Source organism: Sphingobium anseongense, from assembly GCF_037725245.1.
Taxonomy (GTDB): Bacteria; Pseudomonadota; Alphaproteobacteria; order Sphingomonadales; family Sphingomonadaceae; genus Sphingobium.
In genome coordinates, this window is sequence record NZ_JBBJUL010000005.1 from 121144 (window position 1) to 146175 (window position 25032).

Annotated in this window: 29 protein-coding genes; 8 read left to right on the plus strand and 21 right to left on the minus strand. The window is 64.7% G+C overall.

Translation table 11 applies throughout. The annotated features are described in order from the left end of the window. Positions 1–9: 9 nt before the first annotated feature. Both rpsG and rpsL read right to left on the minus strand, forming a co-directional pair. The gene (rpsG, locus tag WG908_RS08730) at positions 10–480 is read right to left on the minus strand and encodes a 30S ribosomal protein S7 (protein WP_340186184.1); all 471 of its coding nucleotides are present in this window, start codon (positions 478–480) and stop codon (positions 10–12) included. A gap of 14 nt (positions 481–494) precedes the next feature. After that, positions 495–866, minus strand: coding sequence for a 30S ribosomal protein S12 (rpsL, locus tag WG908_RS08735; protein WP_253339994.1), 372 nt, complete (start codon positions 864–866; stop codon positions 495–497). Between the two features lie 349 nt (positions 867–1215). Here rpsL and WG908_RS08740 point away from each other — a divergent pair, with 349 nt between their 5' ends. Both WG908_RS08740 and WG908_RS08745 read left to right on the plus strand, forming a co-directional pair. After that, entirely contained in the window at positions 1216–3531 is a 2316-nt protein-coding gene (locus WG908_RS08740) for a putative bifunctional diguanylate cyclase/phosphodiesterase (protein ID WP_340186185.1), read from the plus strand. Between the two features lie 156 nt (positions 3532–3687). After that, the gene (locus tag WG908_RS08745; protein WP_340186186.1) at positions 3688–4869 is read left to right on the plus strand and encodes a M23 family metallopeptidase; all 1182 of its coding nucleotides are present in this window, start codon (positions 3688–3690) and stop codon (positions 4867–4869) included. Between the two features lie 86 nt (positions 4870–4955). Here WG908_RS08745 and WG908_RS08750 read toward each other — a convergent pair whose 3' ends face one another. The 4 genes from WG908_RS08750 to petA all read right to left on the minus strand — a co-directional run bounded on the left by WG908_RS08750 (position 4956) and on the right by petA (position 8311). Further along, positions 4956–5492 (minus strand): adenine phosphoribosyltransferase, encoded by a 537-nt coding sequence (locus WG908_RS08750; protein WP_340186187.1) that lies wholly within the window; start codon positions 5490–5492, stop codon positions 4956–4958. Between the two features lie 87 nt (positions 5493–5579). Continuing rightward, entirely contained in the window at positions 5580–6425 is an 846-nt protein-coding gene (locus tag WG908_RS08755; RefSeq protein ID WP_340186188.1) for a cytochrome c1, read from the minus strand. Between the two features lie 15 nt (positions 6426–6440). Then, a complete protein-coding gene (locus tag WG908_RS08760) occupies positions 6441–7733 on the minus strand; it encodes a cytochrome b (RefSeq protein ID WP_340186189.1) in 1293 nt (430 codons plus the stop codon). An 11-nt stretch (positions 7734–7744) separates the two neighbouring features. Further along, positions 7745–8311 (minus strand): ubiquinol-cytochrome c reductase iron-sulfur subunit, encoded by a 567-nt coding sequence (gene petA, locus WG908_RS08765; RefSeq protein WP_340186190.1) that lies wholly within the window; start codon positions 8309–8311, stop codon positions 7745–7747. A gap of 208 nt (positions 8312–8519) precedes the next feature. On the opposite strand from petA, the gene WG908_RS08770 reads away from it, so the two are divergent. Further along, positions 8520–8978 (plus strand): tRNA (cytidine(34)-2'-O)-methyltransferase, encoded by a 459-nt coding sequence (locus tag WG908_RS08770; RefSeq protein ID WP_340186191.1) that lies wholly within the window; start codon positions 8520–8522, stop codon positions 8976–8978. An 8-nt stretch (positions 8979–8986) separates the two neighbouring features. Here the strand turns inward: WG908_RS08770 and WG908_RS08775 are convergent, their stop codons facing one another. Next, positions 8987–9871, minus strand: coding sequence for an FkbM family methyltransferase (locus WG908_RS08775; protein WP_340186192.1), 885 nt, complete (start codon positions 9869–9871; stop codon positions 8987–8989). Between the two features lie 157 nt (positions 9872–10028). Between WG908_RS08775 and hemF the strand changes: the two genes are divergently transcribed. Then, positions 10029–10877 carry an oxygen-dependent coproporphyrinogen oxidase gene (gene hemF, locus WG908_RS08780; protein WP_340186193.1) on the plus strand — a complete coding sequence of 283 codons (849 nt, stop codon included), beginning with the start codon at positions 10029–10031 and terminating at the stop codon, positions 10875–10877. 18 nt (positions 10878–10895) lie between these two features. Then, positions 10896–11483 carry a GNAT family N-acetyltransferase gene (locus tag WG908_RS08785; RefSeq protein WP_340186194.1) on the plus strand — a complete coding sequence of 196 codons (588 nt, stop codon included), beginning with the start codon at positions 10896–10898 and terminating at the stop codon, positions 11481–11483. On the opposite strand, the gene WG908_RS08790 is transcribed toward WG908_RS08785, so the two are convergent. Continuing rightward, entirely contained in the window at positions 11480–12277 is a 798-nt protein-coding gene (locus WG908_RS08790) for a hypothetical protein (protein WP_340186195.1), read from the minus strand. The two genes, WG908_RS08785 and WG908_RS08790, sit on opposite strands and share 4 nt — an antisense overlap. A gap of 70 nt (positions 12278–12347) precedes the next feature. Here WG908_RS08790 and lipB point away from each other — a divergent pair, with 70 nt between their 5' ends. From lipB to WG908_RS08805, 3 genes are all read left to right on the plus strand, one after another. Then, positions 12348–13073, plus strand: coding sequence for a lipoyl(octanoyl) transferase LipB (gene lipB, locus WG908_RS08795; RefSeq protein ID WP_340186196.1), 726 nt, complete (start codon positions 12348–12350; stop codon positions 13071–13073). A 62-nt stretch (positions 13074–13135) separates the two neighbouring features. Continuing rightward, entirely contained in the window at positions 13136–13426 is a 291-nt protein-coding gene (locus WG908_RS08800; protein ID WP_340186197.1) for a hypothetical protein, read from the plus strand. 114 nt (positions 13427–13540) lie between these two features. Continuing rightward, positions 13541–14233 (plus strand): hypothetical protein, encoded by a 693-nt coding sequence (locus tag WG908_RS08805; RefSeq protein WP_340186198.1) that lies wholly within the window; start codon positions 13541–13543, stop codon positions 14231–14233. A 14-nt stretch (positions 14234–14247) separates the two neighbouring features. Here the strand turns inward: WG908_RS08805 and queE are convergent, their stop codons facing one another. The 13 genes from queE to fliP form a co-directional block, all read right to left on the minus strand. Next, positions 14248–14895, minus strand: coding sequence for a 7-carboxy-7-deazaguanine synthase (queE, locus tag WG908_RS08810; protein ID WP_340186375.1), 648 nt, complete (start codon positions 14893–14895; stop codon positions 14248–14250). A gap of 10 nt (positions 14896–14905) precedes the next feature. Next, complete coding sequence (gene queC, locus WG908_RS08815; RefSeq protein WP_340186199.1) at positions 14906–15598, minus strand: 7-cyano-7-deazaguanine synthase QueC; 693 nt, start codon at positions 15596–15598, stop codon at positions 14906–14908. 44 nt (positions 15599–15642) lie between these two features. After that, positions 15643–16047: a hypothetical protein gene (locus WG908_RS08820; protein ID WP_340186200.1), complete on the minus strand. Its 405-nt coding sequence runs from the start codon at positions 16045–16047 to the stop codon at positions 15643–15645. 164 nt (positions 16048–16211) lie between these two features. Next, positions 16212–17120, minus strand: coding sequence for an Hsp33 family molecular chaperone HslO (hslO, locus tag WG908_RS08825; RefSeq protein ID WP_340186376.1), 909 nt, complete (start codon positions 17118–17120; stop codon positions 16212–16214). 16 nt (positions 17121–17136) lie between these two features. Next, the gene (argF, locus tag WG908_RS08830) at positions 17137–18066 is read right to left on the minus strand and encodes an ornithine carbamoyltransferase (protein ID WP_340186201.1); all 930 of its coding nucleotides are present in this window, start codon (positions 18064–18066) and stop codon (positions 17137–17139) included. A gap of 145 nt (positions 18067–18211) precedes the next feature. Then, positions 18212–19408 carry an aspartate aminotransferase family protein gene (locus WG908_RS08835; protein WP_340186202.1) on the minus strand — a complete coding sequence of 399 codons (1197 nt, stop codon included), beginning with the start codon at positions 19406–19408 and terminating at the stop codon, positions 18212–18214. A gap of 146 nt (positions 19409–19554) precedes the next feature. After that, complete coding sequence (locus tag WG908_RS08840; RefSeq protein WP_340186203.1) at positions 19555–19950, minus strand: flagellar export chaperone FliS; 396 nt, start codon at positions 19948–19950, stop codon at positions 19555–19557. Between the two features lie 15 nt (positions 19951–19965). Then, positions 19966–21360 carry a flagellar filament capping protein FliD gene (gene fliD / locus WG908_RS08845; RefSeq protein ID WP_340186204.1) on the minus strand — a complete coding sequence of 465 codons (1395 nt, stop codon included), beginning with the start codon at positions 21358–21360 and terminating at the stop codon, positions 19966–19968. Positions 21361–21428: 68 nt separating this feature from the next. Then, a complete protein-coding gene (locus WG908_RS08850) occupies positions 21429–21893 on the minus strand; it encodes a hypothetical protein (protein ID WP_340186205.1) in 465 nt (154 codons plus the stop codon). Between the two features lie 147 nt (positions 21894–22040). Then, entirely contained in the window at positions 22041–23177 is a 1137-nt protein-coding gene (locus tag WG908_RS08855) for an EscU/YscU/HrcU family type III secretion system export apparatus switch protein (RefSeq protein WP_340186206.1), read from the minus strand. Position 23178: 1 nt separating this feature from the next. Next, complete coding sequence (gene fliR, locus WG908_RS08860) at positions 23179–23961, minus strand: flagellar biosynthetic protein FliR (RefSeq protein WP_340186207.1); 783 nt, start codon at positions 23959–23961, stop codon at positions 23179–23181. A gap of 10 nt (positions 23962–23971) precedes the next feature. After that, entirely contained in the window at positions 23972–24244 is a 273-nt protein-coding gene (gene fliQ, locus WG908_RS08865; protein ID WP_340186208.1) for a flagellar biosynthesis protein FliQ, read from the minus strand. Positions 24245–24253: 9 nt separating this feature from the next. Further along, a complete protein-coding gene (fliP, locus tag WG908_RS08870) occupies positions 24254–25021 on the minus strand; it encodes a flagellar type III secretion system pore protein FliP (protein WP_445326694.1) in 768 nt (255 codons plus the stop codon). Positions 25022–25032 lie beyond the last annotated feature (11 nt).

The window sequence follows — 25032 nt, forward strand, 5'->3', positions numbered from 1 at the left end:
ATAATGGTCTTACCAGCGATAGTGCGAGAAGGCGCGGTTGGCTTCGGCCATCCGGTGCGTATCTTCCCGCTTCTTGACCGCGTTGCCGCGATTGTTGGCGGCGTCGAGCAGTTCGCCCGACAGGCGCGCGGCCATCGTGGTTTCGCTGCGATTGCGCGCGGCGGTGATCAGCCAGCGAATCGCCAGCGCCTGGCTACGCTCGGGGCGAACCTCGACGGGAACCTGGTAGGTCGCACCGCCAACGCGGCGGCTGCGGACTTCGATGCCGGGCTTCACATTGTTGAGCGCGTCATGGAACAGCGCGATCGGGTCCTTCTTGGCCTTGGCCTCGACCGTTTCGAGCGCGCCATAGACGATCTCTTCGGCGACGGCTTTCTTGCCGTCATACATGACGCTGTTCATGAATTTGGAAAGCACCTGATCGCCATAGCGGGGATCGGGCAGGATGATGCGCTTTTCGGGGCGACGACGACGTGACATATTTCTGGTCTCCCTTACTTAGGACGCTTGGCGCCGTATTTGGAACGGCTCTGCTTGCGGTCCTTGACGCCCTGGGTATCCAGCACGCCGCGCAGCACATGGTAGCGCACGCCGGGAAGATCGCGGACACGACCGCCGCGGATCAGCACGACGCTGTGCTCCTGCAGGTTGTGGCCTTCACCTGGAATATAGGTGATGACTTCGCGCTGGTTGACCAGGCGAACCTTGGCCACCTTGCGGAGCGCCGAGTTCGGCTTTTTCGGGGTCGTCGTATAGACGCGGGTGCAAACGCCGCGCTTTTGCGGGTTCGCTTCCATCGCAGGGACCTTCGACTTGGCCTTCTGCGGCTCGCGGCCCTTGCGGACCAGCTGGTTGATCGTTGGCATGAAGCCCTTCACCTTTTTCAGTTACTTTACCGCTGTTCGTCCCGCTGCGACGCCGTCATTTCAAACGGCAAAGGCCCAGGTGGTCGGATGACCCCCGGAGCCGCAAGAGAACCCGGCAATGTTCAGCTCGGTATTCACCCAGGGGATGGCGCAGGAAAACCTAAGTCCTACCTATCGCAGGCCGCGGGGCAGGCGCGCCTATAGCTTGGTCATTCCTGGCGGTCAAGCCGGCCTGCCAACGGGCACGGCCGGACGCACCGGGATAGTGAACGCTCGCTTAGGGTTTTGATAACTATACCGATATTATGGTGGCCTTCCGCCTGCGGGGCGCTAGCAACATGGGCGGCCAGTGGACCAGATTTCAACCCTTACCGGCGAATTCAGGGACAAGACCCGCGAAACCGCTTTTCAGGCGTCGCGGTTGACCGAGAGCCGGCGCCACGCACGCAACCTGTTCCTGCTGTCGGCGGCGCTCAATGCGCTGTTCCTCTTGTCCGACTGGCGCTTTGCCGGGACGCCCCACTTCTCCATCGCCATCCCTGCGCGCGTCGCGGTCATTTCATGGTCGCTCGTCTGCCTCTATGGCGTGCGGCACATGACCAGCTTCGCGGCGGTCGAACGGATATGCTTTGCCTGGCAGATCGTCACCGCGATCGGCGTTGCCTTCCTCGTCAGTTCGCGCAGCGACATCGCCATCTTCGTGCTGGTAATGCTGCCGCTGGTCTTCTACCTCGTCGTGCCGACCAGTTTTCGCGGCAATGTCGGCGGCGGCCTGGGCTGCGGGGCGGCGCTGCTCGCAGGCTATCTGCTGCCCGCCCCAGCCAGCCCCACCATGCTGGGCATGGCGCTGGCGATGGCCATCCTGCATTGCGGCATGTGGATCGCGGTGGCGCGGATGAACCGGCTGCAACGGCTCGAATGGACGGCCAGCCGCGAAGCGCAGGATGCACGCGCGGCGCAGGCGCGCAGCCTGGATACGCTGGAGAGGATTTTCGCCACCATTCCCCTGCCCCTGGTGGTGGGATACAGGGATGGGCGCGTTATCCGCACCAATGCCGCCGCCCAACGCTATCTGGCCGATGGCACGGGCGCGCCGCTGGCAAGCACCAGCGAATATTATGTCGACGCCGCCCAGCGCGCCGCGATGCTGGCCCATATGGACAGCCATGGCGGCGCGGTGGACAGTTTCGAATGCCGTATCCGCAACCCCAATGGCGACATCCGCGACGTGCGCGACGTGCTGATCTCCTCACGATCGATCCTGATCGATGGCGAGGACTGCATGATGTCGACCCTCGTCGATATCACCCACCGCAAGGAAGCCGAGCAGCGGATGGAGCGGCTGGCCATGACCGATGCGCTGACAGGGCTGGCCAATCGTCCGCATTTCCTGGCCGCCGTCGCCCAGGCCGTCGACGCAACGACGGAAGGCCGAGGCCAGTTGTCGGTGCTGCTGATCGACGTCGACGAATTCAAGCGAGTGAACGATACGGCCGGGCATGATGCCGGCGATGCGCTGCTTTGTGCGGTGGCGGACCGGCTGAAACGATCGGTCCGACCCGGCGACCTGGTGGCGCGGATGGGCGGGGACGAGTTCGCGGTCCTGCTGACCCGGCTGCGCGACCCGCGCGACCTCGATGCCATCCTGTCGCGCATGACCGCAACCCTGCACGCGCCGCTGCCCTATCGCGCCCGCACGATCGAATGCCGGGTCAGCATGGGCGTGGCCCTGTTCCCCGATGCCCTGCTGCCCGATCGTGGCTGCGCCATCGACGAACTGATGAAGCATGCCGACATCGCGTTGTACGAAGCGAAGAATAACGGGCGCGGACGCGCCGTCCTGTTCGAGCCGGCCCTGCTCGAATCGTGGCAGCGCGAGGCGCGGATGCTCGACCGTGCCCGCCAGGCGCTGGCGCATGGGTCGCCCGAGCCATGGTATCAGCCCAAGGTCCATCTCGCCACCGGACGGATCATCGGCTTCGAAGCGCTGTTGCGCGGCACCCATGCCGACGGCGGCCCGCTGATGCCGGCCGATGTTGCCGCCGCTTTCGAACATGCCGAACTGGGCCGGGCGATCACCGACCGGGTGGTCGACGGCGTCATCGCCGATTGCCGGCGGTGGCTCGGTGCCGGCATCGACGTCGGCCATGTCGCGATCAACGTGTCGGGCGTCGATCTGTATGACGACGGCTTTGCCGAACGTCTGCTGGGGCGGCTGGCCGAAGCGCAGGTGCCCACCGGGATGATCGAACTGGAGATGACCGAATCGGTCTTCCTGGGGCGCAATGCCGACAGCGTGGGCCGAACGCTGCACCGGTTGAGCCAGGCCGGCCTGTCGATCGCGCTCGACGATTTCGGCACTGGCTACGCTTCGCTGTCGCACCTCAAGCAATTTCCGATCGACATCATCAAGATCGACCAGCGCTTCGTACGCGAATTGCAGACCAATCCCGACGACGCGGCGATCATCCGCACCGTGCTGAACCTCGCCTATAGCCTGGGCATCCGCACCGTTGCGGAAGGAATAGAGAATGCGCAGCAGGTCGACTATCTGCGCGCCGGCGGCTGCCAATATGGCCAGGGATTTTATTTTGGCGCTGCGGTAGCCGCGAGCGACGTAGCCTTGCTGTTGGGCGAGGAAAAACTGCCGCGCCGCACAATGTAAGCCAGCGCGATTTTTGCTGAAATATCGGGAACAATTGGGGCATTCGCTCGTTTTGGCGCGCCGATCGCTCGACTCGTCACGACTCCGTGGCGACCGATTCGCTTGACCGCAGGCGCTCTGGTAGCAGCTCGACTCGCAAAATAAATCGGGTCGACTGTGCTGAAAAAACAACAAAGGCGGATTTCCGCGTGTATCGCGCAAATGGCCGCCCGCCTATTGCCAGAACGCGAAATTTACCTTCGGTCGGGGAAGGATATCCGGTTCATCCGGTTGACCCCGCGCGTGCAACTGCTGTCGCTGGCGACGCTTTCCTTCGGCCTGCTGGGCCTCGGCGCACTGGCGCTGAACGTGGGTGCAGACAGCGCCGCCCTGGCGCGCGAACGCGCCGCGATCGCCGCGCACGGCAAGGCGGTCGCCAGCCAGGCCGGCCAGGTCGACGCCTATCGCCGATCGGTCGGTGCGCTGGCCAGGGAGTTGGAGACGCGCCAGGATTTCATGGACGATCTCTACAAAACCCACTTCGGCGATGACGCCGCCAGCGAGGCCGACCTGGTCGATCGGGCCGACAGCGACAAGGATGCCGCGCCCGTCAAGACGACCAGGATCAGCGCCGGTCCCCAGGCCACGCCGCTGCTGCGAATCGAGCAGCGTCAGCAGCGCTTCGCACGGACGCTGACCGGCGCGGTCGAGCGTCGTGCCGAAAAGGCCGCGGCCGCCATCCGCAGCTTCGGCCTCAACCCCGACATGCTGGCGCGCGGCGCCGCACGCGCGCAGGGTGGCCCGTTCGTGCCATGGCGGGGCGAAGCAGCGCTGTCCGGCGACCTCAAGGCGCTGGCGGTCGCACTCGCGCGCATGGAATTTCTCGAGCGCAGCCTGGTCGCCATCCCCTCGGGCCAGCCCACCGCGACGCCGATGCTGTCGAGTTCCTACGGCTATCGCCGCGACCCCTTCAACGGCCATGCCGCCTTCCATTCGGGCATCGATTTCCCCGGTCGCCACGGCCAGCCGATCCTGGCCGCCGCGCGCGGCAGGATCAGCTTCGTCGGCCAGCGCCAGGGCTATGGCAATGTCGTCGAGGTCGATCATGGCAACGGCTTGATGACGCGCTATGCGCACCTGTCGCACGCCGGCAGCCGCGTCGGTCAGGCGGTCGCGCGCGGCGACGCCATCGGCCGCATGGGATCGACCGGCCGATCGACCGGCACCCATCTGCATTTCGAGGTCCGCCTGAACGGGGAAGCCATCAACCCCCGCCGCTTCCTCCAGGCACGCAAGGACGTGCTGCAACTCCAGCAGATCGCCAAGGCCCGCTTCGCCGATATTGGCGGCCGGGGCTGATACAGAGCGCCCTGGGAGCAGATCGAACGCCCTGCCGATAGGCATCAGGGTGCCGGAGCCATGCTCCCGATGCCCTTTCCGCAGACTTAATCGCCGTCGAATGCCATGACCGCCTGCGCCGCGATGCCATTCGTCGTCAGCGCCGCCAGGCCCCCCAGATCCGACAAGTCGATCGCAAAGATCGCCTGGAGGACTATCGCCCCCTGTTCTCGCAGCAGATGCGCGGCGGCGAGCGCCGTACCGCCCGTCGCGATCAGATCATCGACCAGCAGCACCCGCGCGCCGGGCGCTACCTGGCCATCATGGATTTCGAGCCGGTCGCTGCCATATTCGAGGGCATAGTCGATGCCCACCGCCCGGCCTGGCAGCTTGCCGGCCTTTCGCACCGGCACGAAACCCGTGCCCAGCGCATGGGCAAGCGCCGCGCCGAGGATGAAGCCCCGCGCCTCTATGCCGACGACCAGATCGCCATCAAACGGCCGGGCGATCGTGGCCATGCGCTCGATCAATGTCGAAAAACCGGCCCGGTCGGCAAGCAACGTTGTGATGTCGCGAAACTGAATGCCCGGCGTGGGGAAATCGGGGATGGTGCGCACCAGCGACGCAAGACGATCATCGGTCATGGATGTCCTCCATATGAAAAGGGGCGCGGTCCCGGTTCGGAACCACGCCCCTATCGCGTGTCATGCAAAGCGTCGCCGCCTTGCCGGTCAGGCCTTCTTCTTGTCCGCCCAGATATTCTGGTAGGACATATAGGCAAGGCCGGTGGCGATCAGCAGGAAGACGATCGTCGCCAGACCCGCGCGGCGGCGGTTTTCCAGCTTCGGCTCGGCGGTCCAGGTCAGGAAGGCGGCCACGTCCTTGGCCATCTGATCCACGGTCGGCTTGGTGCCGTCACCATAGGTGACCTGGCCTTCGGCGGTCAGCGGCGGCGCCATCGCGAGGTTGAGGTTGGCGAAATAGGGGTTGTAGTGCAGCCCCGCCGGGGTCTTGGCGTCGGGGAAATGCTTGAGCAGGGCGGCAGGCTGGTTCTGATAGCCCGTCAGTAGCGAATAGACATAGGCGGTGCCGTGATGGCGTGCCTTGGTCATCAGCGACAGGTCTGGCGGGATCGCATTATTGTTCGCCGCCGCCGCCGCGACATTGTTCGCGAAGGGCTTGGGGAAATGATCGGCGGGCACCGGCTCGCGCGTTGCGGCTTCGCCGGTCGCGGGATCGATCGAGGGCGCCTTGATCGCCCACTGCTTGGCGATCGCCTTGATCTCCGGCTCGTTATAGCCAAGCGCCTCGAGGTCGCGGAAAGCGACGAACTTCAGGCTGTGGCAGGCGGAGCAGACTTCCTTGAAGACCTGGAAGCCGCGCTGAAGCTGCGCCCGGTCATAGGAGCCGAACGGTCCGTCGAACGAGTAGGATACATGCTTGGGCGCCAGGTGGAACTCATGTTCCACCGTAGGCACCGGCGGCTCGGAGACATAAGCCACCGCGCCGATCAGGAAGGAAATGAACAGCCAGCCTGCAAAGAAGAGGCCGACGAGGAATGCGCCAATGCGAACCATGGTCTTATCTACCCCTTATTCGGCCGGGACCGCGACGGTTGCGCCGTCGGTCTTGCCATATTTCGCGAGCACGGCCTCGGTGATCGAGCCGGGCAGCGGCAGCGGCTTTTCAAAGCGCGAGATCAGCGGAAGGATGATCAGGAAGTGGGCGAAATAATAGGCCGAAGCAACCTGGCTCATCATGACATAGGGTTCTTGCGCCGGTGCGCCGCCCAACCAGCCCAGGATCAGCACGTCGATGCAGAGGATCCAGAAGAATTTGTTGAAGGTCGGCCGGTATTTGCCCGACCGCACCGGCGAGGTGTCGAGCCAGGGCAGGAAGAACAGCAGCAGGATCGACGCGAACATCGCCAGCACGCCCAGCAGCTTTGCGGGGATGAAGAAGAAGTCCACGGTGAACGCGCGCAAAATGGCGTAGAAGGGCCAGAAATACCATTCCGGCACGATGTGCGCGGGGGTCGAGAGCGGGTTCGCCTCGATATAGTTATCCGGGTGGCCCAGGAAATTGGGGGCGAAGAACAGCAGGATCGAGAAGGCGATCAGGAAGATGCCAGCCCCGAAGCCGTCCTTGGCCGTGTAGTAGGGATGGAACGGCACGGTGTCCTGCGGCCCCTTCACTTCCACGCCGGTCGGGTTCGACGACCCTGGAATATGCAATGCCCAGATGTGCAGGATGATGACACCGGCAATCACGAAGGGGAGCAGGAAGTGCAGCGAGAAGAAGCGGTTCAAGGAGGCGTTGCCCGGAGCGAAACCGCCCAGCAGCCAGGTCTGGATCGGTTCGCCCACGACCGGGATGGCGCCGAACAGGCCGGTAATCACCTTCGCGCCCCAATAGGACATCTGGCCCCAGGGGAGGACATAGCCCATGAACGCCGTCGCCATCATCAGCAGGAAGATGACGAGCCCGAGCAGCCACACCATTTCACGCGGCGCCTTGTAGGAGCCGAAGTAGAGCCCCCGGAAGATGTGGAGATAGACGACGATGAAGAAGAAGCTGGCGCCGTTGGCGTGGGCATAGCGCATCAGCCAGCCCGAATTGACGTCGCGCATCGTATGTTCGACGGTAGCGAAGGCGACCAGGTCATTGGCGCCATAATGCATCGCCATGATGACGCCGGTGACGATCTGGATGACCAGCGCGAGGCCGGCCAATACGCCGAAGTTCCAGAAATAATTGAGGTTGCGCGGCACGGGATAGCCCGCGCCGACGGCGTTGTAGACGAGGCGCGGAAGCGGCAGCTTCTCATCAACCCACTGCATCACGGGGTGCTTGGGGGTATAATGCTCAGCCCAGGGAAAGCTCATGGGTTCTTACCTCAGCCTACGAGAATGGCGGTGTCGGACGTGAAGGCGTATTTGGGCACCTCCAGGTTCAGCGGCGCGGGGCCCTTGCGGATGCGACCGGCGGTATCATAGTGCGAACCGTGGCAGGGGCAGAAATAGCCGCCGAATTCGCCGCGATTTTCGCCTTCGGCCGCGCCCAGTGGCACACACCCCAGATGGGTGCAGACGCCCATGGTGATCAGCCATTCCTTCTTGCCGTCCACGACCCGTTCTTCCAGCGTCTGCGGATCACGCAGGGTCGAGGCGTTCACCTTGTCCGCCTCGGCGATTTCCTTGGGCGTCAGATGACGCACGAACAGCGGCTGGCTGCGGAAAGTGGTCTTGATCGCCATGCCCGGCTTGATCGCGGACAGGTCGACCTCGGTCGATGCCTGCGCCAGCACGTCGGCGCTGGGGTTCATCTGGTTGACGAGCGGCAGCACGACAGCAACCGCACCGACGCCGGCAAAGCTGACGGCGGCGATATTGATGAAGTCGCGGCGACGCACGCCGTCTTCACCCGACAGAGATTCGCTATCCATATGCTCAACGCTCGCCATGCACCTTGACCCTTGCAAGACCGTCCCTGATCCGCGCCGCATTGCCGTGCCCGGCTATGATTATCAAGGGATTTGGGCGCTCATGCGAAACGGCCCCCGCTTTCCCCCGGCGTGGTTCGCGGGCCTGATAGCCACAGGACCCCCACTTTGCCAACAGCAATTTGGGGCAGGCTATGACAATTTGCCGCAGTGCATTATGCGCAGGACCATGCGTATCGCTCTCTACCAACCCGAAATCGCCGGCAATGTCGGCGCGATCCTGCGTCTGGCGGCGTGCTTCGCGGTGCCGGTCGACATCATCATGCCGACAGGATTCGCCTTTTCCGACGCGAAGCTCAAACGGGCGGCGATGGATTATGGCGCGGCCGCGGATGTGACCCGCCACGCCAATTACGCGGCATTTGCGCAGGTGCAACGCGCGGCGGGGCGGCGCATCGCACTGATGAGCAGCCACGCATCGGTCCGCTTGCCGCAGGTGGCGTTTCGCCCCAACGACGTGCTGCTGATGGGATCGGAAGGGGCGGGCGTGCCCGACGATGTGCGCGACAGCGTCGACCTTCGCGTGCGTATTCCGATGGCGGCGGGGTTCCGCTCGCTCAATATCGCGGTGTCGACCGGAATCGCGCTGGCCGAGGCCCTGCGCCAGACGGACAGCTTCCCCGAATAGCGAATCGCTTAACGTCTAAGGACCAGCAGCCATTCGCGCATCGGATCGGCGGCGAGCAGTTGCTCGGCCGTCACCGGCACGAGCCCGCGGTCGGGTTCCAGCAGCGCCAGCGTGAAACCATGCGCGGTCATCGCGGCGACGAAGCCGGGCGGGTCGGTGTAGCGGCAACCGCAATATTCCATCACCACCGTGCGCAAAGCCGTGCCCGCCAGCGCGCCGGCCATGCCCGCCCAGATCGCTTCCTCGCTGCCTTCGGCGTCGATCTTGGCGAAAGCGACGCGCGGCGCGTCGGGATGATCGTCGAACCGGCGGGTGGTCATCGCCACGCCCACGCTGAAATCGTCGCGCTTTCCCGACGTCACGAACGCGCCGCCGGCCTGTTCGGGGTTGAAGTAGAGGTTCACCGGTTCGCCGCTGGTCCGTCCCAGCGGATCGGAGGCGATCGCAACGCGATCCTCGAACCCGTTGGCGTGAAGGCTGCGGCGCAGGAGGGCGGTGACCTGCCCATTGGGTTCGAACGCGACGACGCGGCCCTGCGGACCGACCAGGTCGGCCATCAGCAGCGTGAAATAGCCCAGATTCGCGCCGATATCGGCAGTGATCATGCCGGGTTGAACAGTGCGAGCGATCTCTTCGGTCAGCCACATTTCCCAATAGCCATCGAACATCAGATGCACCGAGATCGCATAGTCGGACGGATCGACATACATTTTGTAGCGGCCAAGGACGCGCGTCACCGCCATGTGCGGATGGATGGTAACCGTCTTGGCGAGCGCGCGGACATGGTCCTGATTGGCGCGCCGGTCGCCGCCGACGAGCGCGCGCAGCGGAAAGCGGCGCCCGGGCACGGACCGATCGGCCCGCCGCAGCCAGCCCCGCACGCGGCCCGTCATATCCCGTGGCCCCATCTGTCGTTCCGCGTCTTCATCACGGTGCGTCCGACCAGATCGCGGGGCCCGCGTCAATATGCCCTCTTGATTGTGGGTCGTGCCGGGGGCATCGCGCGGATCGACCAGGGCTGAACCCCGGACTGAAGCAAGGAATATGGCGATGATGGCGCTCGACGACCAGCAGCAGGCGGCGCGAAGCTGGTTCGAATCGCTTCGGACACGGATTTGCGCCGCGTTCGAGGCGATCGAGCGCGAGGCCGGGAGCGATGCGCGCTTTGCCTATACCCCCTGGCAACGCGAGGCGGACGGCCTGACGCCCGGCGAAGGCGGCGGTGGCGTGCGCGGCGTGATGAAAGGCAAGATATTCGAGAAGGTCGGGGTCAACGTGTCGACCGTCGGCGGCGCGTTCAGCGCCGATTTCGCCAAGAGCATTCATGGCGCGGCCGAGGACCCCGCCTTCTTCGCGACCGGTATCAGCCTGGTCGCGCACATGGCCAACCCGCATGTCCCAGCGGTTCATATGAACACGCGCTTCCTGGTCACGACGAAGCGATGGTTCGGCGGCGGCGCCGACCTCAATCCGCCCATACCGCAAGCCCAGGACACGGCCGATTTCCATGCCGCGCTCAAGGGTGCCTGTGACGCGCATGGCCAGGACTATTACGAACGCTTCAAGGCGTGGGCGGACGATTATTTCTTCATCCCGCACAGAGGCGTGCATCGCGGCGTGGGCGGCATCTTCTTCGATCATCTCGAAGGCGATTTCGACGCGAATTTCGCCTTTACCCGCGCGGTGGGCGAGGCGTTTCTGGCCGCCTATCCGCCGATCGTGCGGCGGCGGATGGACATGGCATGGAGTAAGGAGGACTATCAGCGGATGCTCGAATGGCGCGGCCGCTATGCCGAATTCAACCTGGTACATGATCGCGGCACGTTGTTCGGGCTAAAGACCGGCGGCAATATCGAAGCGATATTGATGAGTTTGCCGCCGATGGCGAGCTGGCGCTGAACCGATGAGCCTGACGCCATGGGATTGATAGGGATCGCCAACCGGCAGATCGCGACGATCGTCACCCATCTGGAAATGACCCGGCGCCCGCTGCCCGCGCCGATCCCGCCCGCGCCGCTGCGCCTGGCGCCGTGGAAGCAGCCCACGCTCGATGCCTACCGCGCGCTGTTCCGCCGGGTGGGTGAACCATGGTTGTGGTTTTCCCGACTGGTCCTGCCCGACGCGGACGTGCTGGCGATCATCCATGACCCGGCCGTGGCGATTTACGCCGTCGTCGATCCGCGCGGCATAGAGGTCGGGATGCTGGAACTGGATTTCCGGGTCGCGGGCGAATGCGAACTGAGCTTTTTAGGGCTTGTCCCCGAATGGACCGGCAAGGGCCATGGCCGGTGGTTGATGGGGCAGGCCAAGGCGCTGGCCTGGCGCAAGGGGGTGGAACGGATCCGGGTCCACACCTGCACGCTCGATGATCCCAGGGCGCTGGGTTTCTATCGCAAATCGGGCTTCGTGCCGTTCAAGCGGGAAATAGAGACTTTCGACGATCCCCGCCTGTTGGGTGTCCTGCCGCGCGAGGCCGCGCCGCACATTCCGCTGCTGCTGGATTAGGCCGCATCCTGCGCCTGGCGATAGAGGCGCGCGATCATCACCAGCATGTAGAGCTGCACCAATGTCGTCACCAGCGCGCCGGCGATGCCGCCGGCAAGCTTGGCGGTGGCCGGCCCCGCGACTATGCCGGCGAGGACGCCCACCACCGTCTGCGCCGCGCTGCTGACGATCGCCAGCAGCATTAGGAGCAGCACAAGGAAAGCCAGCAGCCGCCAGAAATGGCCTTGCGTCAGATGCCATGCGCGAAGGATGGACATCCGCACCCCCATGGTGCCGTCGATGATCACCGGATTGAGCAGGATCATCCGCACGCCGCCGAAAAACGCCGCCACGACCAGCGCCGTGCTGAACAGCGCGACGACCGCCGCCCCCAGCGGCTTGGACAAGGAGGCAAGCATCACCGCCACCAGCGCCACCAGCAGGACCAGCGCGAAAATGCCCGCCATGATCAAAAGCGCCGCCCCGATCAGCACCGGCAACCGGGCGATGCTGAGGCGAAGCGCTTCGCCGACGCTGATGCCGGGGCGCAGCGCAAGCGCGAACAGCGCCAGCGAACCGAACCACATCAGGATCATGGACATCAACGCGCCCGCCCAGAAACCGAGCGGCACCGGCGGCATCGCGCCCTCGCCCCCGGCTTGCAGCCATGCGGACAGGCCGGGGGGCATCAGCTGTTCCAGCATCAGGCTGGGAAGGGCGACAAACAGCAGCGCCACAGGCAGCAACAGCGTGCTTTCACGCGCGACGAAGGCGACGCTTTCCTCCCACGCCTTGCCGATCGATAGCTTGCCCATATGTATGTCCGGTCCCTGCGCGATGCGGGGGAGACTTGATCGCTCGCCTGCGCCAAGTCAAGGAAGGCGCATGACACAGAACCCTGCCCCGCGTCCCGTACCCCTGGCCGCCCCGCCGGCCGCCGACACCGTCGAATGGCGCGTGTCGCCCGAACTGGTGGACTATGTGGATGCGCTGGACGATATGGAAGCGCGCGCCGCCGCCATCGCCGCCGGCGAAGCGGGCGAACGGGTATGGCTGTTGCAGCATCCTGCGCTCTACACCGCCGGCACCAGCGCCGACACTTCAGAGCTGCTCGACCCGCGGTTTCCCGTGCATCAGGCCGGGCGCGGCGGGCGCTACACCTATCATGGGCCGGGCCAGCGAATCGGCTATCTCAACATCGACCTGGGCGCGCGTGGCCGCGACGTCCGCAATTTCGTGCATGGTCTCGAAAGCTGGATGATCGCCGCGCTCGCCGACCTGGGCGTCGCCGCGCGGCGCGCCGACGGACGGATCGGCATATGGACCGACGACGCGCAGGGGCGCGAGGCGAAGATCGGGGCGTTGGGCGTGCGGGTGCGTCGATGGGTGACGCTGCACGGATTTGCGATCAACGTCGATCCCGACCTGTCGCATTTCACGGGCATCGTGCCGTGCGGCATCAGCGATTATCCTGTCACCAGCATCGCCGCGCTTGGCCTGCCGGTCTCGATGCCAGCGCTCGACTTGGCCCTTGCCGCACATTTCCCGGCCTTTCTCACGGGCTTACGCAAATGCCCCGAAGGGGTTGAGCAATGCGATACAGGCGGTTAGGGTCCGCGTTCCGCTTGGGGGGTGGGGCCACCGGGCTATCGTCATACGTCGAGGAGACACGCATGCGCCCGGCCGCAAGGACTGCCTTCGCCATCATGATATCGGCCGCCGGCCTGATGCTCAGCGCCTGTGGCAGCGGGCCAAAGGACGGCAACAGCGTGCAGATGAAGGATTTGGAAGTGGTCGACGGCACGGCCACCGACGCCATGACCGACCTTGACGGCGTGCAGAGCGAAGGGACCTCGATCGCTCTGCCCGACAACAACGGCGCGGTCCCGACCAACGAGACAAAGGCCCCGGACGCCGGCCAGGCACCCGTCGTCGGCAATGATGAAGTGCTGGCCGATCAATAGCGGCCGGACTGCCGGGCGCCGGTTGTTCAGATCCAATATATCCGCCATGGCGCATGATAAAGATCACGACAGCGGCGCATGCCGCGCCTAATCACCGGGGAAGGACGTCCTGCCATGTCATCGTCGCGATCGATACGCTCCCTGAGCGCCGCGCTGGCCTGCGCGGCTGCGCTGACGGCGCATCCGGCGGCCGCGCAATTTTTCTGGACACCGCCCGATCTGTCCGCCGCGCCGCTGACTGACGCCACCGCGCCGGTCGCGCTTGGCCTGCCCGGCGCGACGCCGGCGGAACTGAAAGCGGGGATGGTGTGGAATTTGCGGGCGGCGCTCAACGTTGCCGCATTGCAATGCCAGTTCGAGCCGACGCTGCTGGCGATCAGCAATTATAATGCGATGATCGCGCATCATGATGTCGAAATGGACAACGCGCAAAAGGTGCTGCTCGCCTACTTCCAGCGCACCGCGGGCAAGGGCAAGCCGGGTCAGGCAGCGTCCGACCAATATGGCACGCGCATCTATTCGGGCTATTCGACCGTTCAGGCGCAGCGCGGCTTTTGCATGGCGGCGGCCGAGGTGGGTCGGCAGGCGATCTTCGCCGATCGCGGCAAGCTGAACGAAGTTGCGCGCGGCGGCCTTGCCATGATCAAGAAGTCGCTCGTGTACAGCGGCGAGCAGGTTTATGGCGATCCGGGCAGAAGCTACAAGGTTTCGCTGCCCTCGTTTGACCCAAAATGCTGGAAAAAGGGGCGGCTGGTCGCGCAATGCCAGCAGGTTTGGAACCCGGTGTCGGTCAAGCCGCAGCCCTAGGACCGAGCGGATGGTTAGCGCAGGCCCATATATTTATGCGCCTGGACGGTGAGCCGCCAGCGCGGGCGGGCGAGTACGAAGTCGATCGCGGCGCGGGCATTGGCTTGCGCGTGGCAATCGTCAAGCGGCTGGACGAGGAAATGGTCGAAGGCCCAGCTTTCCATCGCCGCCAGATCGGCCGCGCAATGCCCGCCGCCCGGCTGCGGCCACACCAGCTTGAGTTCATTGCCGCGCGTCTGCACCACGGTGCTGCCCGCCTTGGGGCTGATGCAGATCCAGTCGATGCCGGGGTGGACGGGCAGCGTGCCGTTGCTTTCGATCGCAATGGTGAAACCGGCCTGATGCAGCGCATCGACCAGCGCATCATCGACCTGCAGCATCGGCTCGCCGCCGGTCAGGACGATATAGCGCCCGTCGGCGCCGTTTCCCCAAAGGGCGGCGGCGGCGGCGGCAAGAGCTGGCGCCTGTGCGAACTTGCCGCCGCCATCGCCGTCCGTCCCGACGAAATCGGTGTCGCAAAAGCGGCATATCGCCTCAGCGCGATCGACTTCCCGTCCGCTCCACAAATTGCAGCCGGCAAAGCGCAGAAATACCGCGCGACGGCCCGAATGCACGCCTTCGCCCTGCAATGTCAGGAACATTTCCTTGACCGCATAGGTCATCGCAGCACGCTCATGGCCGAACGGCGTATCGGGTGGGATCGGGCAGCCCGGCTTCATCGAACCCCTTGGCGCGCAGGCGGCAGCTGTCGCAGCGGCCGCAATGCAGCCCTTCAGGGGTCGGGTCGTAGCAGGACCAGCTCATGCCGGCATCAAGGCCGAGGCGATCGGCTTCGCGCACGATGTCGGCCTTGCTCATATGTTGTAGCGGCGCCTGGATACGGATCGGCTGACCCTCCACCCCCGCTTTGGTCGCCAGTGCGGCCATGGCCTGGAACGCGTCTATGAATTCGGGACGGCAATCGGGATAGCCTGAATAATCGAGCGCATTGACGCCGATGAAGATGTCGTTGGCGCCCGACACTTCGGCAAGGCCCAGCGTGAGCGACAGGAAGATGGTGTTGCGAGCGGGCACATAGGTGACCGGGATGTCGTCGCCGACGCCGCCCTTGGGCACGGCGATATCGGCGGTAAGCGCCGATCCGCCAAAGGCGGTGAGATCGAGCGGCAGGATGATGTGCCGCATCGCGTTAAGCGCCGTGGCGACCCGGTCGGCAGCGCGCAATTCGACGCGGTGACGCTGGTTATAGTCAATGGTGAGCGCGAGGATGCGATAGCCCGCTTCGCGCGCCAGACCCCCGGCAACCATCGAGTCCAGGCCGCCCGACAGCAGGACGACCGCGAATTTTCCTTGTTGTGCGACCATGGCCGTGCGCTAACGCCCCGGCAGGGCTAGCGCAAGCCGCCTGGTCAGCGGCATGTGCCGACCCGTCGCCCTTCCATCGCCAGGGAAAAGGGCGCGCCGCCCGCCACGCCTTCGGAACGGATCTGGACCAGCCGGGCGGTTTCGATGCGCACGTCCGTACGGCCCCCGCCCGCGCCGCCGCAATCATAGCTGACGGCGATCGATTCAGCGGTGTTGATAGCGGTATAGCGCCGGCAAATGGCGCCGGGATGTTGAAGCTGGAGCAACTGCTGCGGATCGACCAGGCACAACCGGCGGATGCTGCCATCCTCGCGCTGGCGCAATTCCCAAGCGCCCGGCTCTACTCGTTGCAGCGCTGCCGGCAGCGGCGCCTGCGCGGCACCGGCCAGCCCCGCCATCATCATAGCAGCCACGCCCGATGGAAGGACGCGCAACAGCATAGCCGACATGGTCTTTAGCACCCAGTTTATGGCTCATGCCCGGATTTTCCGGCTGGCATGACAGGAAAGCGCCCCGCATCTTCCTCAGCTCATGCAGAAGAATTGCGGCAACATCATAGCAAAATTGGCGCAGCCTGCCCAGATCGGAAATGACGCGTGCGAAACGATGCAGGTCAGGGGGCGGGAAAACTTTTGAGCCCGACCGGGAACAGCCGCGAGCAAAAGGCGCAATCGACGGTGATGATCCCGTCGCTATCGGCCATTTCGGTCCGTTCGGTGGCCGGGAAGCTGCCGATCACCTCGCGGATATGGGCGATGTTGCACCGGCATCCCTTCACCAGCGGAGCGGGATCGGTCACGCGCACTTCGGCTTCCTCATGGAACAGCCGCCAGACGATGTCGGGCAGAGGCAAGGCCGGATCGGTCAGTTCAGCATCCTGCAGGGTGTTTGCCAGCGCCTGGACATGTTCCCATTCGGGATGATCGTGGCGAACATGCAACCGCTCGCGTCCGACTTCGCCTTCGGGCAGGTGCTGGAGCAGCATGCCCGCAGCGACGCACCCTTCGCCCGGATCATGGCGCGTTGCGATATGGACGATGCTGGGAATCTGTTCGGACTGGAAGAAATAATGTTCGGCCGCCTTAGCCAGCGATTCGCCGTCGAGCGGCACGATCCCCTGATAGCGCTCGCCGGTTATCGCCTGGTCGAAAGTGATGGCGAGATAACCCTTGCCGAACAGGCCGAACAGGGTCGGGTCCGGCCCGAGTTCGGCCAGGCGATCGGCGTCGAACTTGGCATAGCCGCGCAGTTCGCCGGCCTTGTAGTCGGCGACCAGCAGGCTGACGACACCATGCTGGTTCTGCGCCTGCAAAGTCAGCTGGCCACCAGCATCCTTGAGCGTGTTGCCAAGCAGCGCCGCCAGCACCAGCGCGGACGCGAGCAGCCGCTCGATGGGCGGGGGATAAGCGTGCGCGGCAAGGACCTGATTGAGCAGCGGGCCAAGTCGAACCACCCGGCCGCGCGCATGCCGAGCCGTAATGGTGAAGCCCTGGACAAGATCGAGATTGGGGGATGCGGTCAAGATGGTGGTCACTCCGTCAGCCAAGCCTGCCCAGCGCCCACAGCAGCACCGATTTTTGCGCATGGAGCCGGTTTTCCGCTTCCGGCCAGATCAGCGACTGCGGCCCGTCGATGACGGCATCCACCACCTCCTCGCCGCGATGGGCGGGCAGGCAGTGGAGGAATTTCGCCGTGGGCTTGGCGTGGGCCATCAGGTCTCTGGTCACCTGATAGGGCATCATCGCGGCGAGCTTGTCCTGCGCGTGCTGCTGGCCCATCGAGATCCAGGTATCGGTGGCGATCACGTCAGCGCCGCTGGCGACCTCGACCGCGTCGCGCGAGAGGGTGATGCATGCCCCGCGGGCGGTCGCCTCGACCGCGAAGCGGGGGTCTGGCTCATAGCCCTGCGGCACGCCGATACGGACGTCGAACTGCATCAGGCCGGCGGCCTCGATGATCGAATGGAGAACATTATTGCCGTCGCCCAGCCATGCCCACTGGCTGCCGGGCAGGGCCAGGCCGCTTTCGATCACGGTCAGTAGGTCGGCCATGATCTGACAGGGATGCGACAGGTCGGTCAGGCCATTGATGACCGGAACGGTGGCATAGTGGGCCATTTCCTCGATCTTGGCATGATCGTCGGTACGAATCATGATCGCATCGACCATGCCCGACAGAACGCGCGCGGTGTCGGCCACGGTTTCGCCGCGCCCAAGCTGCATGCCGCCAGCGTCCATCACGATCGAGGTGCCGCCAAGCTGGCGGATCGCCATGTCGAACGATACGCGGGTGCGGGTCGAATTCTTTTCAAAGATCATCGCCAGCGTGTGTCCGGCGAGCGGCGCGTCGGCATCCGCCCTGCCCTTGGGCCAGCCGGCGCGCGCGGCCTTGCGGTCGATGGCGTCGGCGATCATCGCGGCAATGGCATCGCCGCCAGCGTCGGACAGGTTCAGAAAATGTCTGGTCATGGAACGTTCCTTTCCAACCGCCCGTTCGCCCTGAACAGCCATTGCGCGTGTCGAAACGATGTATCGATAGATTACGCGCCTATGCGTCGATACGGATTTTCGACTTCGCTCGGCTGCTGCTCAGCATGAACGGGGTGGATTGATGTCAGGCCGCCTCGGCCGCGCCGAAACTCCGCGCCGCCGCGGACAGTTTTTCGACGCATTCGGCGATATGACTGTCCTCGATCACCAGCGGCGGCAGGATGCGAACGACGTTCTGCCCCGCCGACACGGTCAACAGGCCATGATTGTCGCGCATATGCGCCACGAAGGATCGCGCGTCGGCGCTATCCCTGAGCTTTACACCCAGCATCAGCCCCATGCCGCGCACATCTTCGAAAATGCCGTCATGATTGGGTATCAACTGTTCGAGCGCCGCGCGCAGGCGTGCGCCCTTGGCCTTTACATTGTCGAGGAAGCCATCGCCCAGCACTTCGTCCAGCACGGCCTGGCCAACCGCCATGGCGAGCGGATTGCCGCCATAGGTGGACCCGTGCGTGCCCGCGACCATGCCCTTGGCCGCTTCCTCGGTCGCAAGACAGGCGCCCAGCGGGAAACCGGCGCCGATGCCCTTGGCCACCGCCATGATGTCCGGCATGATCCCATATTGTTCATGCGCGAAGAAAGTGCCGGTGCGGGCGTAGCCGCACTGCACCTCGTCGAGGATCAGCAGCAGGCCATGGTCGTCGCAGGCCTGGCGCAGGCCGGTCAGGAACGCTGGCGTCGCCGGAGTCACGCCGCCTTCGCCCTGCACGGGTTCCAGCAGAAAACCCGCGGTATCGTCATCGATCGCGGCCAGCGCGGCATCGAGGTCGTTGAACGGGACCACGGTGAAACCTGGCAACAGCGGTTCGAAGCCATCGCGCATCTTGGGCTGGCTGGTGGCGCTGATCGTGCCCAATGTCCGACCGTGAAAAGCATTGTCGAAGCTGATGATCTTGTGCCGGTGCGCCTGGCCGTTCGCATAATGATAGCGCCGCGCGGTCTTGATCGCGCATTCGACCGCTTCGGCACCCGAATTGGTGAAGAAGACCGTGTCGGCAAAGCTGTTGTCGACCAGCCGCTGCGCGAACGCCTCTCCCTGCGGCGACCCGTACAGATTGGATACGTGCATCAGCGTCGCTGCCTGATCGGCGATCGCCTTGACCAGCCGGGGATGGCCGTGGCCGAGCAGATTGACCGCGATGCCGCTGGCGAAATCGAGATAGCGCTCGCCGCGTTCGCCGATCAGATAGCAGCCTTCGCCTCGCACCGGACGCACATCGCACCGGGGGTAAACGGGCATGAGCGGCGTAATCGACATCGTACCTTCCCTTCATCGCGCGTGCGTAAAAACGCAAAAAGGCGACCCCCGCCGGGCCGCCCTATGCGAATTGCGCCTATACAGGGGGCGAATGTCGAGCGTCAACCCGCCGGCTTTGTTTGCGGAAGTGGCACCGGATCAAGCCTTCAGCCGATTTGGCCCCAGGCGTCGGCGATTTCGGCGATCATGTCGCGCGCCTGATCGACCGGTTCGACCGAGCGTTCGCGCGCGGCCGTCAGAAGCAGCCGGCGCGCTTCCCGGTAGATCTGGCCAAGCCCCCTGGCGATGTCGCCGCCTTTGTCGAAATCGAGGCTCGATTCGAGCGCGAACAGGATGGACATGGCGCGCGCCTGCTTGTCGGACACCTTGACCCGATCGCCCATGCGTTCGGCCACAATGGCTGTTTCCAGCGCGAGCAGCAGCTCGTCGAACAAGATCTTGACCAGCGCATGGGGGCTGGCCCCTTCGGTCCGGCTGCCCGAATGGACCGCCGCATAGCGCCGCATGGCGGTGGCACCTGCATAACCCTGATTGTAGAACATTCGTCGTCCCCGTTCTTAATCGTCTGATTTGGTCCACATGGCGATCTGCTGATCGAGATAGCTCTGGGTCGCCTTGAGTGCGGCCAGCCGCGTCTCCATCTCCGAATAGGTGGCGGTCAGCCGAGCTTCGTATGTCTCCATCTGCTCGTCGAGCTTTTCGAGCTGCTTGGTCAGCTTCTCGGCGAGCGCATTATATTTGGCCTGCGCAGAGGCGAGCGCGCCGTCCTTCGCCTGGATGGAATCGCGCACCTGATCCATCAGCCCGGCAAGACCCGGGGTGGCGGTGGATGCGACCGCCGGGTTCAGCATCTGGGTGATGGCCGAAGGGTCGGCGGCGATCGCGACGTCGAGCGCCTTGGTGTCGAGCGTCAGCGTGCCGTCGCGATTGGTCTTGACGCCCAGGTCGACCAGCGTGCGATAATTGCCACTGGTGGCAAGGGCCGTGCTCGTCATCCGCGACAATTGCCGTTTCATGTCGCGTGCGGCGGATTCGCCGTTGAGGACACCCGAGCTGGAGGAGTCCGCACCCGTGGCGGTGGCGGTGTTCAGCGCCTTCATCATCGTGTTGTAGGCATCGACGAATTCGACCACCAGGTCGCGCATCGACGTGGTCGGCTCGGTCGACGCCAGCGTGATTTGCGTGCCCGGCGCGGCCTTGTTGAGGTCGATGCGCAGATGGGCAACCGCGGTGTCGATAGTGTTGCTGCTGTAGAATTGGCGCACGCCGTCGACGAGGATGATGCTGTCCCTGGCCTGCGCCTGGCGCGCCATGCCGCCTGTCGCGCCGTCCCAGGTGAAGGCATCGAGGCTGGCGTCGCCCGAATCCTTGGTGAAGGTGAAGCTGTTGGCGCCGCCGCTCGCACCCTTCATCACCAGGCGAGTGCCCTGATTGTCGGTGACGACGGTCGCGGTGACGCCCAGCCCGGCGGCATTGATCGCCGAGGCCAGTCCGGCATAGCTGTTATTGGCGGATGTAATGTCGATCGTCGCGCTCTGGCCACCGACCGTCAGGGTGAAGGCACCAAGGCCGAGCGCCGCCGCCGGCGTGGCGACAGGGGTCGACGCCAGCACCTGCGCCGAGGCGAGCTGTTCGACTTCGAGTTGAACGGGCAGTGCAGGGACGCCGCCCGGAATCAGGCTGACGGACGCGATGCTGGGATCGTTGGAACCGGGCGCGCCGGCATAACCCGAACTGGACAGCAGGTTGTTGAGCGCATCGGCGAAAGTGTCGATCGAGCTGGATGCCGAAGCAAGCGCGGATATACGCGCGCTGTTGAGCGACTGGCGGTTGTTGATCGCCGACTCTTTGGGGTCGCGCGTGGCGCTGACCAGGCTCGACACGAGCGATCCGGTATCGATCCCCGAACCGATGCCCAGCGCGGTCGAAATGCTGCTACTCACAGAAACCATGCGCCGTCCTTTCAAGCGAATAGGACGGCTGTAGCGACCAGAACTTTAGGAAAGATTTCAGATAATGGTCAGGCCACCATCGACAGGATCTGGTCGACCGTGCCGGGGCGCACATGACTTTGCACCGCATGGGTGAAGGCAGCCTGTTCGACCATCCGTTTGGCAAGGCGGGCGGCCTGTTCCATCTGCTCCTTGCTGGCCGGGGGCAGCGGCACAAGGATGATCGGCGTGGGCAGCATCGCCTGGATCGCAGCCTCCGCCCCGTCGATCGCGCGGGCCGAATCCTGTTCGGACGAGCGCAGTTCGGCAAGGATGTTGGCGATACGTTCATGCACGCTGGCATATTCCGCCGCGCTGGCAAGCTGATCGCCTTCCAGCCGGCCGTTCGTCGGCTGCGGCGACGGGCGATCGGGCGACCCATAAATGGCCGGCCCGCGCGGGGCAGGCCGATGAACCGATGCGATCGGCGCAGGCGCACGAGCTGAAGCCCGGTCGACTGGCGCAATTTCGCCGCGTGAAAGATAGTCGCTCATGACGCACCATCATAATGCGTCCCCATGAAAAGAGTACGGACGAACGCGACTAAACTTTAATTCACCATCCGATTTTCGTGCCTGATCATGTCGCCGGAGCGGGACGACCCAGCCGTGGCGTCAACAACGCCGCGATAATAGCCCGGATCAGAGCTTTCGACCGTCGGCGTCGAACCGCAGGTCTTCGGGCACGCTGATGAACGGCCGGTCCATCTCGCTCGCCATCCGGTTTTCGACGCGGAAGACGAAGGCGAGCACGGTGGCGACGGCCATGTAGAGCGCTTCGTTGACGATCTCGCCATTGCGCGATGTGAAATAGACGGCGCGCGCGAGTTCGGGATATTGCAGCACCGGCACCTTTTTCTGGTCGGCCAGTTCGCGGATCGCCGCGGCGATCGCGTCGCAGCCGCGCGCCACGACGACGGGCGCCGAATCGACACCGGGCTTGTAGCGCAGCGCTACCGCGAAATGGGTGGGATTGGTCAGGATGACGCTGGCTTCGGCGACAGCCTGCCGAGTCGATCCGTTCAGCACCTCATATTGCTTGCGGCGTATCTGGCCCTTGAGCTCGGGCGAACCTTCGCTTTCCTTATGCTCGTCCTTCACTTCCTGCTTGGACATGCCAAGGCGCTTGGCGCGCTGGAATATCTGCGCCGGTACGTCGATGCCCGCGATCAGGAACAATGCGCCGGCCATGACAAGGCAGGTCATCAGGAACATGGAGCCAAGCTCGCTCATCGCGGGGGCGATCCCGGCCTTGCCCAGACCGACGATCGCGGTCAGCCTGTCCCACACCAGCCATACGCCGATCGCGCCGATCAGGCCGACCTTGGCGATCGACTTGACCAGTTCGGTAAGGCCCTGCGCGCCGAACATGCGCTTGAGGCCGGAGGCCGGATTGAGCTTGGACGCCTTGGGCGCGAAGGCGCCGGCGCGAAAGCCGAGCGACCCCAATATCGCCGGCGCGGCGATCGCGGCCAAGGTCGTGGCCAGCAATATACCGCCAACCGGCAGCAGCACGCCCGACAGCAGGCCGACGCCGCGCGCGGCGGGCGCGAAATTGGTGATGTCGTCCCGCCGGAAACGCAGCGCTTCGATCAGCATGTTCGACAGTGCCTCGATCAGCGCCGGGCCGGTGATCGCCATGCAGCCGATGCCGGCCATCACCACCATCGCCGTCGCCAGTTCGCGCGACTGGAGAATGTCGCCCTTCTTGGCGGCGTCATCCAGTTTCTTCTGTGTCGGTTTTTCGGTCTTTTCGCCGCCGCCGGGGGAATCGGCCATGTCAGCGCCCCTCCGCTATCGACTGCGCCTGTTCCAGCCCCGCCTTGAGCGCGGCGATGACGCCTTCGCCCATGACCGGCGCGGCGATGGCAAGCAGCACCAGCCCGGTCATCATCGCCACGGGCATGCCGACCGCGAACAGGTTGAGCGCGGGCGCGGTGCGCGCCAGCATGCCCATGATAATCTGGATCAGCACCAGCGCGAACGCCACGGGGAGCGCGATCGTGACCCCCGCTCCGAGCAGCGTGCCGCCGAACTGGATAAGGCCCCAGATCGCGTCGTTGCCGAGCATCGGGCCGCCGGGCGGCAACGTCTGATAGCTTTGCACGACGAAGCTTGCCAGCATCAGATGGCCATCCATGCCAAGCAACAGGAAAGTGGCGAGGATGGAGAGGAATTGACCGACCGCCTGGGTGGGCTGGCCCGATTGGGGATCGACCATGGCGGCAAAGCCAAGACCCATGGCCGCGCCGATCGCTTCGCCCGCAACGAAGGCGGCGGCATAGCCGATCTGCACCGCGAACCCCATGGCAAGGCCGGCAAGGATTTCGCCCGCGATCAACATCATCCCTTCGATACTGGCGATGCCGTCGCCCGGCAGCGCGATGGTCACGCTGTTAAGCGCCGCCATTCCGAGCGCGAGGGACAGGATGATGCGCAACTGGATCGGCACCGCGGGCGCGCCGAATACGGGCGCGGCGATGAAGGCCGCGCCGGGGCGGATCATCGCAACCAGCAGCAGCCACAGTTGCGCCTCTACCCCCGCGAAGCCCGGCGCGATCATCTGCCCCGGCTCATTGCAAAAGGTCCGGTATGCGTTCGAATATCTCGCGGGTGAAATCGGCGATCAGGAGCATCATCGACCCCCCGAACAAAGCCAGCATGCCGCCGACGAGAATGATCTTGGGGACGAAAGCCAGCGTCTGTTCGTTGATCGAGGTGGCGGCCTGGACCATGCCGATCAGCACGCCCGCAATCAGCGCCGGGATCAGCACCGGCGCGGCGGCGAGCGCGGTGATCCACAGCGCCTGCTGGGCCAGCCCCATGAAGAAATCGGCGTTGTCCATCCCGGCCCGCTATGTCGCGAAGGAGCCGGCGAGCGACCCCATAGTGAGCGCCCAGCCATCGACCAGCACGAACAGCAGCAGCTTGAACGGCATGGAGATGATGGTGGGCGACAACATCATCATGCCGAGCGCCATCAACGTGGATGCAACGACAAGGTCGATGATGAGGAAGGGCAGGAAGATCATGAAGCCGATCTGGAATGCCGTTTTTAGCTCGCTGGTGACGAATGCGGGCAGCAGGATCGAGAAGGGAATGTCGGCGGGGGTGCGGAAAGCGGGCGCTTCTGCAAGCCCCGCGAACAGTTTGAGATCGCTTTCGCGCGTCTGCTTGGCCATGAAGCCGTGCAGCGCCTTGCCCGACCGGCCGACCGCTTCCTCGATGCTGATCTCCCCCTTGCCATAGGGATCGAACGCCTGGCCGTTGATCTGATCGATCACCGGCCGCATCACGAACAGCGACAGGAACAGCGCAAGGCCCACCAGCACCTGGTTGGGCGGGGTCTGTTGCAGGCCGAGCGCCTGGCGCAACAGCGACAGGACGATGATGATGCGGGTGAAACTGGTCATCATCAGCACCAGCGACGGCAGCACCGTCAACAGGCTCATGAGGATCAGGATTTGCAGGGACAGCGACAGTGGCGCGCCATTGCCCGATATCGCGCCCATCGCGCGGGTCAGAGCGCCGCCATTGTCGACCGGCGGGGGGACCGGCGGCGCGAGCGCGGGCGCGGCCTGCGCCAGCGCCGGTTCGACGCAGAAAAGACCGGCGGCGAGTATGGCCCCGCCGA

What these genes read in the sequence shown, in the direction of transcription:
- rpsG (WP_340186184.1), bottom strand. Translation starts at nt 480, where the DNA reads ATGTCACGTCGTCGTCGCCCCGAAAAGCGCATCATCCTGCCCGATCCC.
- rpsL (WP_253339994.1), bottom strand. Translation starts at nt 866, where the DNA reads ATGCCAACGATCAACCAGCTGGTCCGCAAGGGCCGCGAGCCGCAGAAG.
- WG908_RS08750 (WP_340186187.1), bottom strand. Translation starts at nt 5,492, where the DNA reads ATGACCGATGATCGTCTTGCGTCGCTGGTGCGCACCATCCCCGATTTC.
- WG908_RS08755 (WP_340186188.1), bottom strand. Translation starts at nt 6,425, where the DNA reads ATGGTTCGCATTGGCGCATTCCTCGTCGGCCTCTTCTTTGCAGGCTGG.
- WG908_RS08760 (WP_340186189.1), bottom strand. Translation starts at nt 7,733, where the DNA reads ATGAGCTTTCCCTGGGCTGAGCATTATACCCCCAAGCACCCCGTGATG.
- petA (WP_340186190.1), bottom strand. Translation starts at nt 8,311, where the DNA reads ATGGCGAGCGTTGAGCATATGGATAGCGAATCTCTGTCGGGTGAAGAC.
- WG908_RS08770 (WP_340186191.1), top strand. Translation starts at nt 8,520, where the DNA reads ATGCGTATCGCTCTCTACCAACCCGAAATCGCCGGCAATGTCGGCGCG.
- WG908_RS08775 (WP_340186192.1), bottom strand. Translation starts at nt 9,871, where the DNA reads ATGACGGGCCGCGTGCGGGGCTGGCTGCGGCGGGCCGATCGGTCCGTG.
- hemF (WP_340186193.1), top strand. Translation starts at nt 10,029, where the DNA reads ATGATGGCGCTCGACGACCAGCAGCAGGCGGCGCGAAGCTGGTTCGAA.
- WG908_RS08785 (WP_340186194.1), top strand. Translation starts at nt 10,896, where the DNA reads ATGGGATTGATAGGGATCGCCAACCGGCAGATCGCGACGATCGTCACC.
- WG908_RS08790 (WP_340186195.1), bottom strand. Translation starts at nt 12,277, where the DNA reads ATGGGCAAGCTATCGATCGGCAAGGCGTGGGAGGAAAGCGTCGCCTTC.
- lipB (WP_340186196.1), top strand. Translation starts at nt 12,348, where the DNA reads ATGACACAGAACCCTGCCCCGCGTCCCGTACCCCTGGCCGCCCCGCCG.
- WG908_RS08800 (WP_340186197.1), top strand. Translation starts at nt 13,136, where the DNA reads ATGCGCCCGGCCGCAAGGACTGCCTTCGCCATCATGATATCGGCCGCC.
- WG908_RS08805 (WP_340186198.1), top strand. Translation starts at nt 13,541, where the DNA reads ATGTCATCGTCGCGATCGATACGCTCCCTGAGCGCCGCGCTGGCCTGC.
- queE (WP_340186375.1), bottom strand. Translation starts at nt 14,895, where the DNA reads ATGACCTATGCGGTCAAGGAAATGTTCCTGACATTGCAGGGCGAAGGC.
- queC (WP_340186199.1), bottom strand. Translation starts at nt 15,598, where the DNA reads ATGGTCGCACAACAAGGAAAATTCGCGGTCGTCCTGCTGTCGGGCGGC.
- WG908_RS08820 (WP_340186200.1), bottom strand. Translation starts at nt 16,047, where the DNA reads ATGTCGGCTATGCTGTTGCGCGTCCTTCCATCGGGCGTGGCTGCTATG.
- argF (WP_340186201.1), bottom strand. Translation starts at nt 18,066, where the DNA reads ATGACCAGACATTTTCTGAACCTGTCCGACGCTGGCGGCGATGCCATT.
- WG908_RS08835 (WP_340186202.1), bottom strand. Translation starts at nt 19,408, where the DNA reads ATGTCGATTACGCCGCTCATGCCCGTTTACCCCCGGTGCGATGTGCGT.
- WG908_RS08840 (WP_340186203.1), bottom strand. Translation starts at nt 19,950, where the DNA reads ATGTTCTACAATCAGGGTTATGCAGGTGCCACCGCCATGCGGCGCTAT.
- fliD (WP_340186204.1), bottom strand. Translation starts at nt 21,360, where the DNA reads ATGGTTTCTGTGAGTAGCAGCATTTCGACCGCGCTGGGCATCGGTTCG.
- WG908_RS08850 (WP_340186205.1), bottom strand. Translation starts at nt 21,893, where the DNA reads ATGAGCGACTATCTTTCACGCGGCGAAATTGCGCCAGTCGACCGGGCT.
- WG908_RS08855 (WP_340186206.1), bottom strand. Translation starts at nt 23,177, where the DNA reads ATGGCCGATTCCCCCGGCGGCGGCGAAAAGACCGAAAAACCGACACAG.
- fliR (WP_340186207.1), bottom strand. Translation starts at nt 23,961, where the DNA reads ATGATCGCGCCGGGCTTCGCGGGGGTAGAGGCGCAACTGTGGCTGCTG.
- fliQ (WP_340186208.1), bottom strand. Translation starts at nt 24,244, where the DNA reads ATGGACAACGCCGATTTCTTCATGGGGCTGGCCCAGCAGGCGCTGTGG.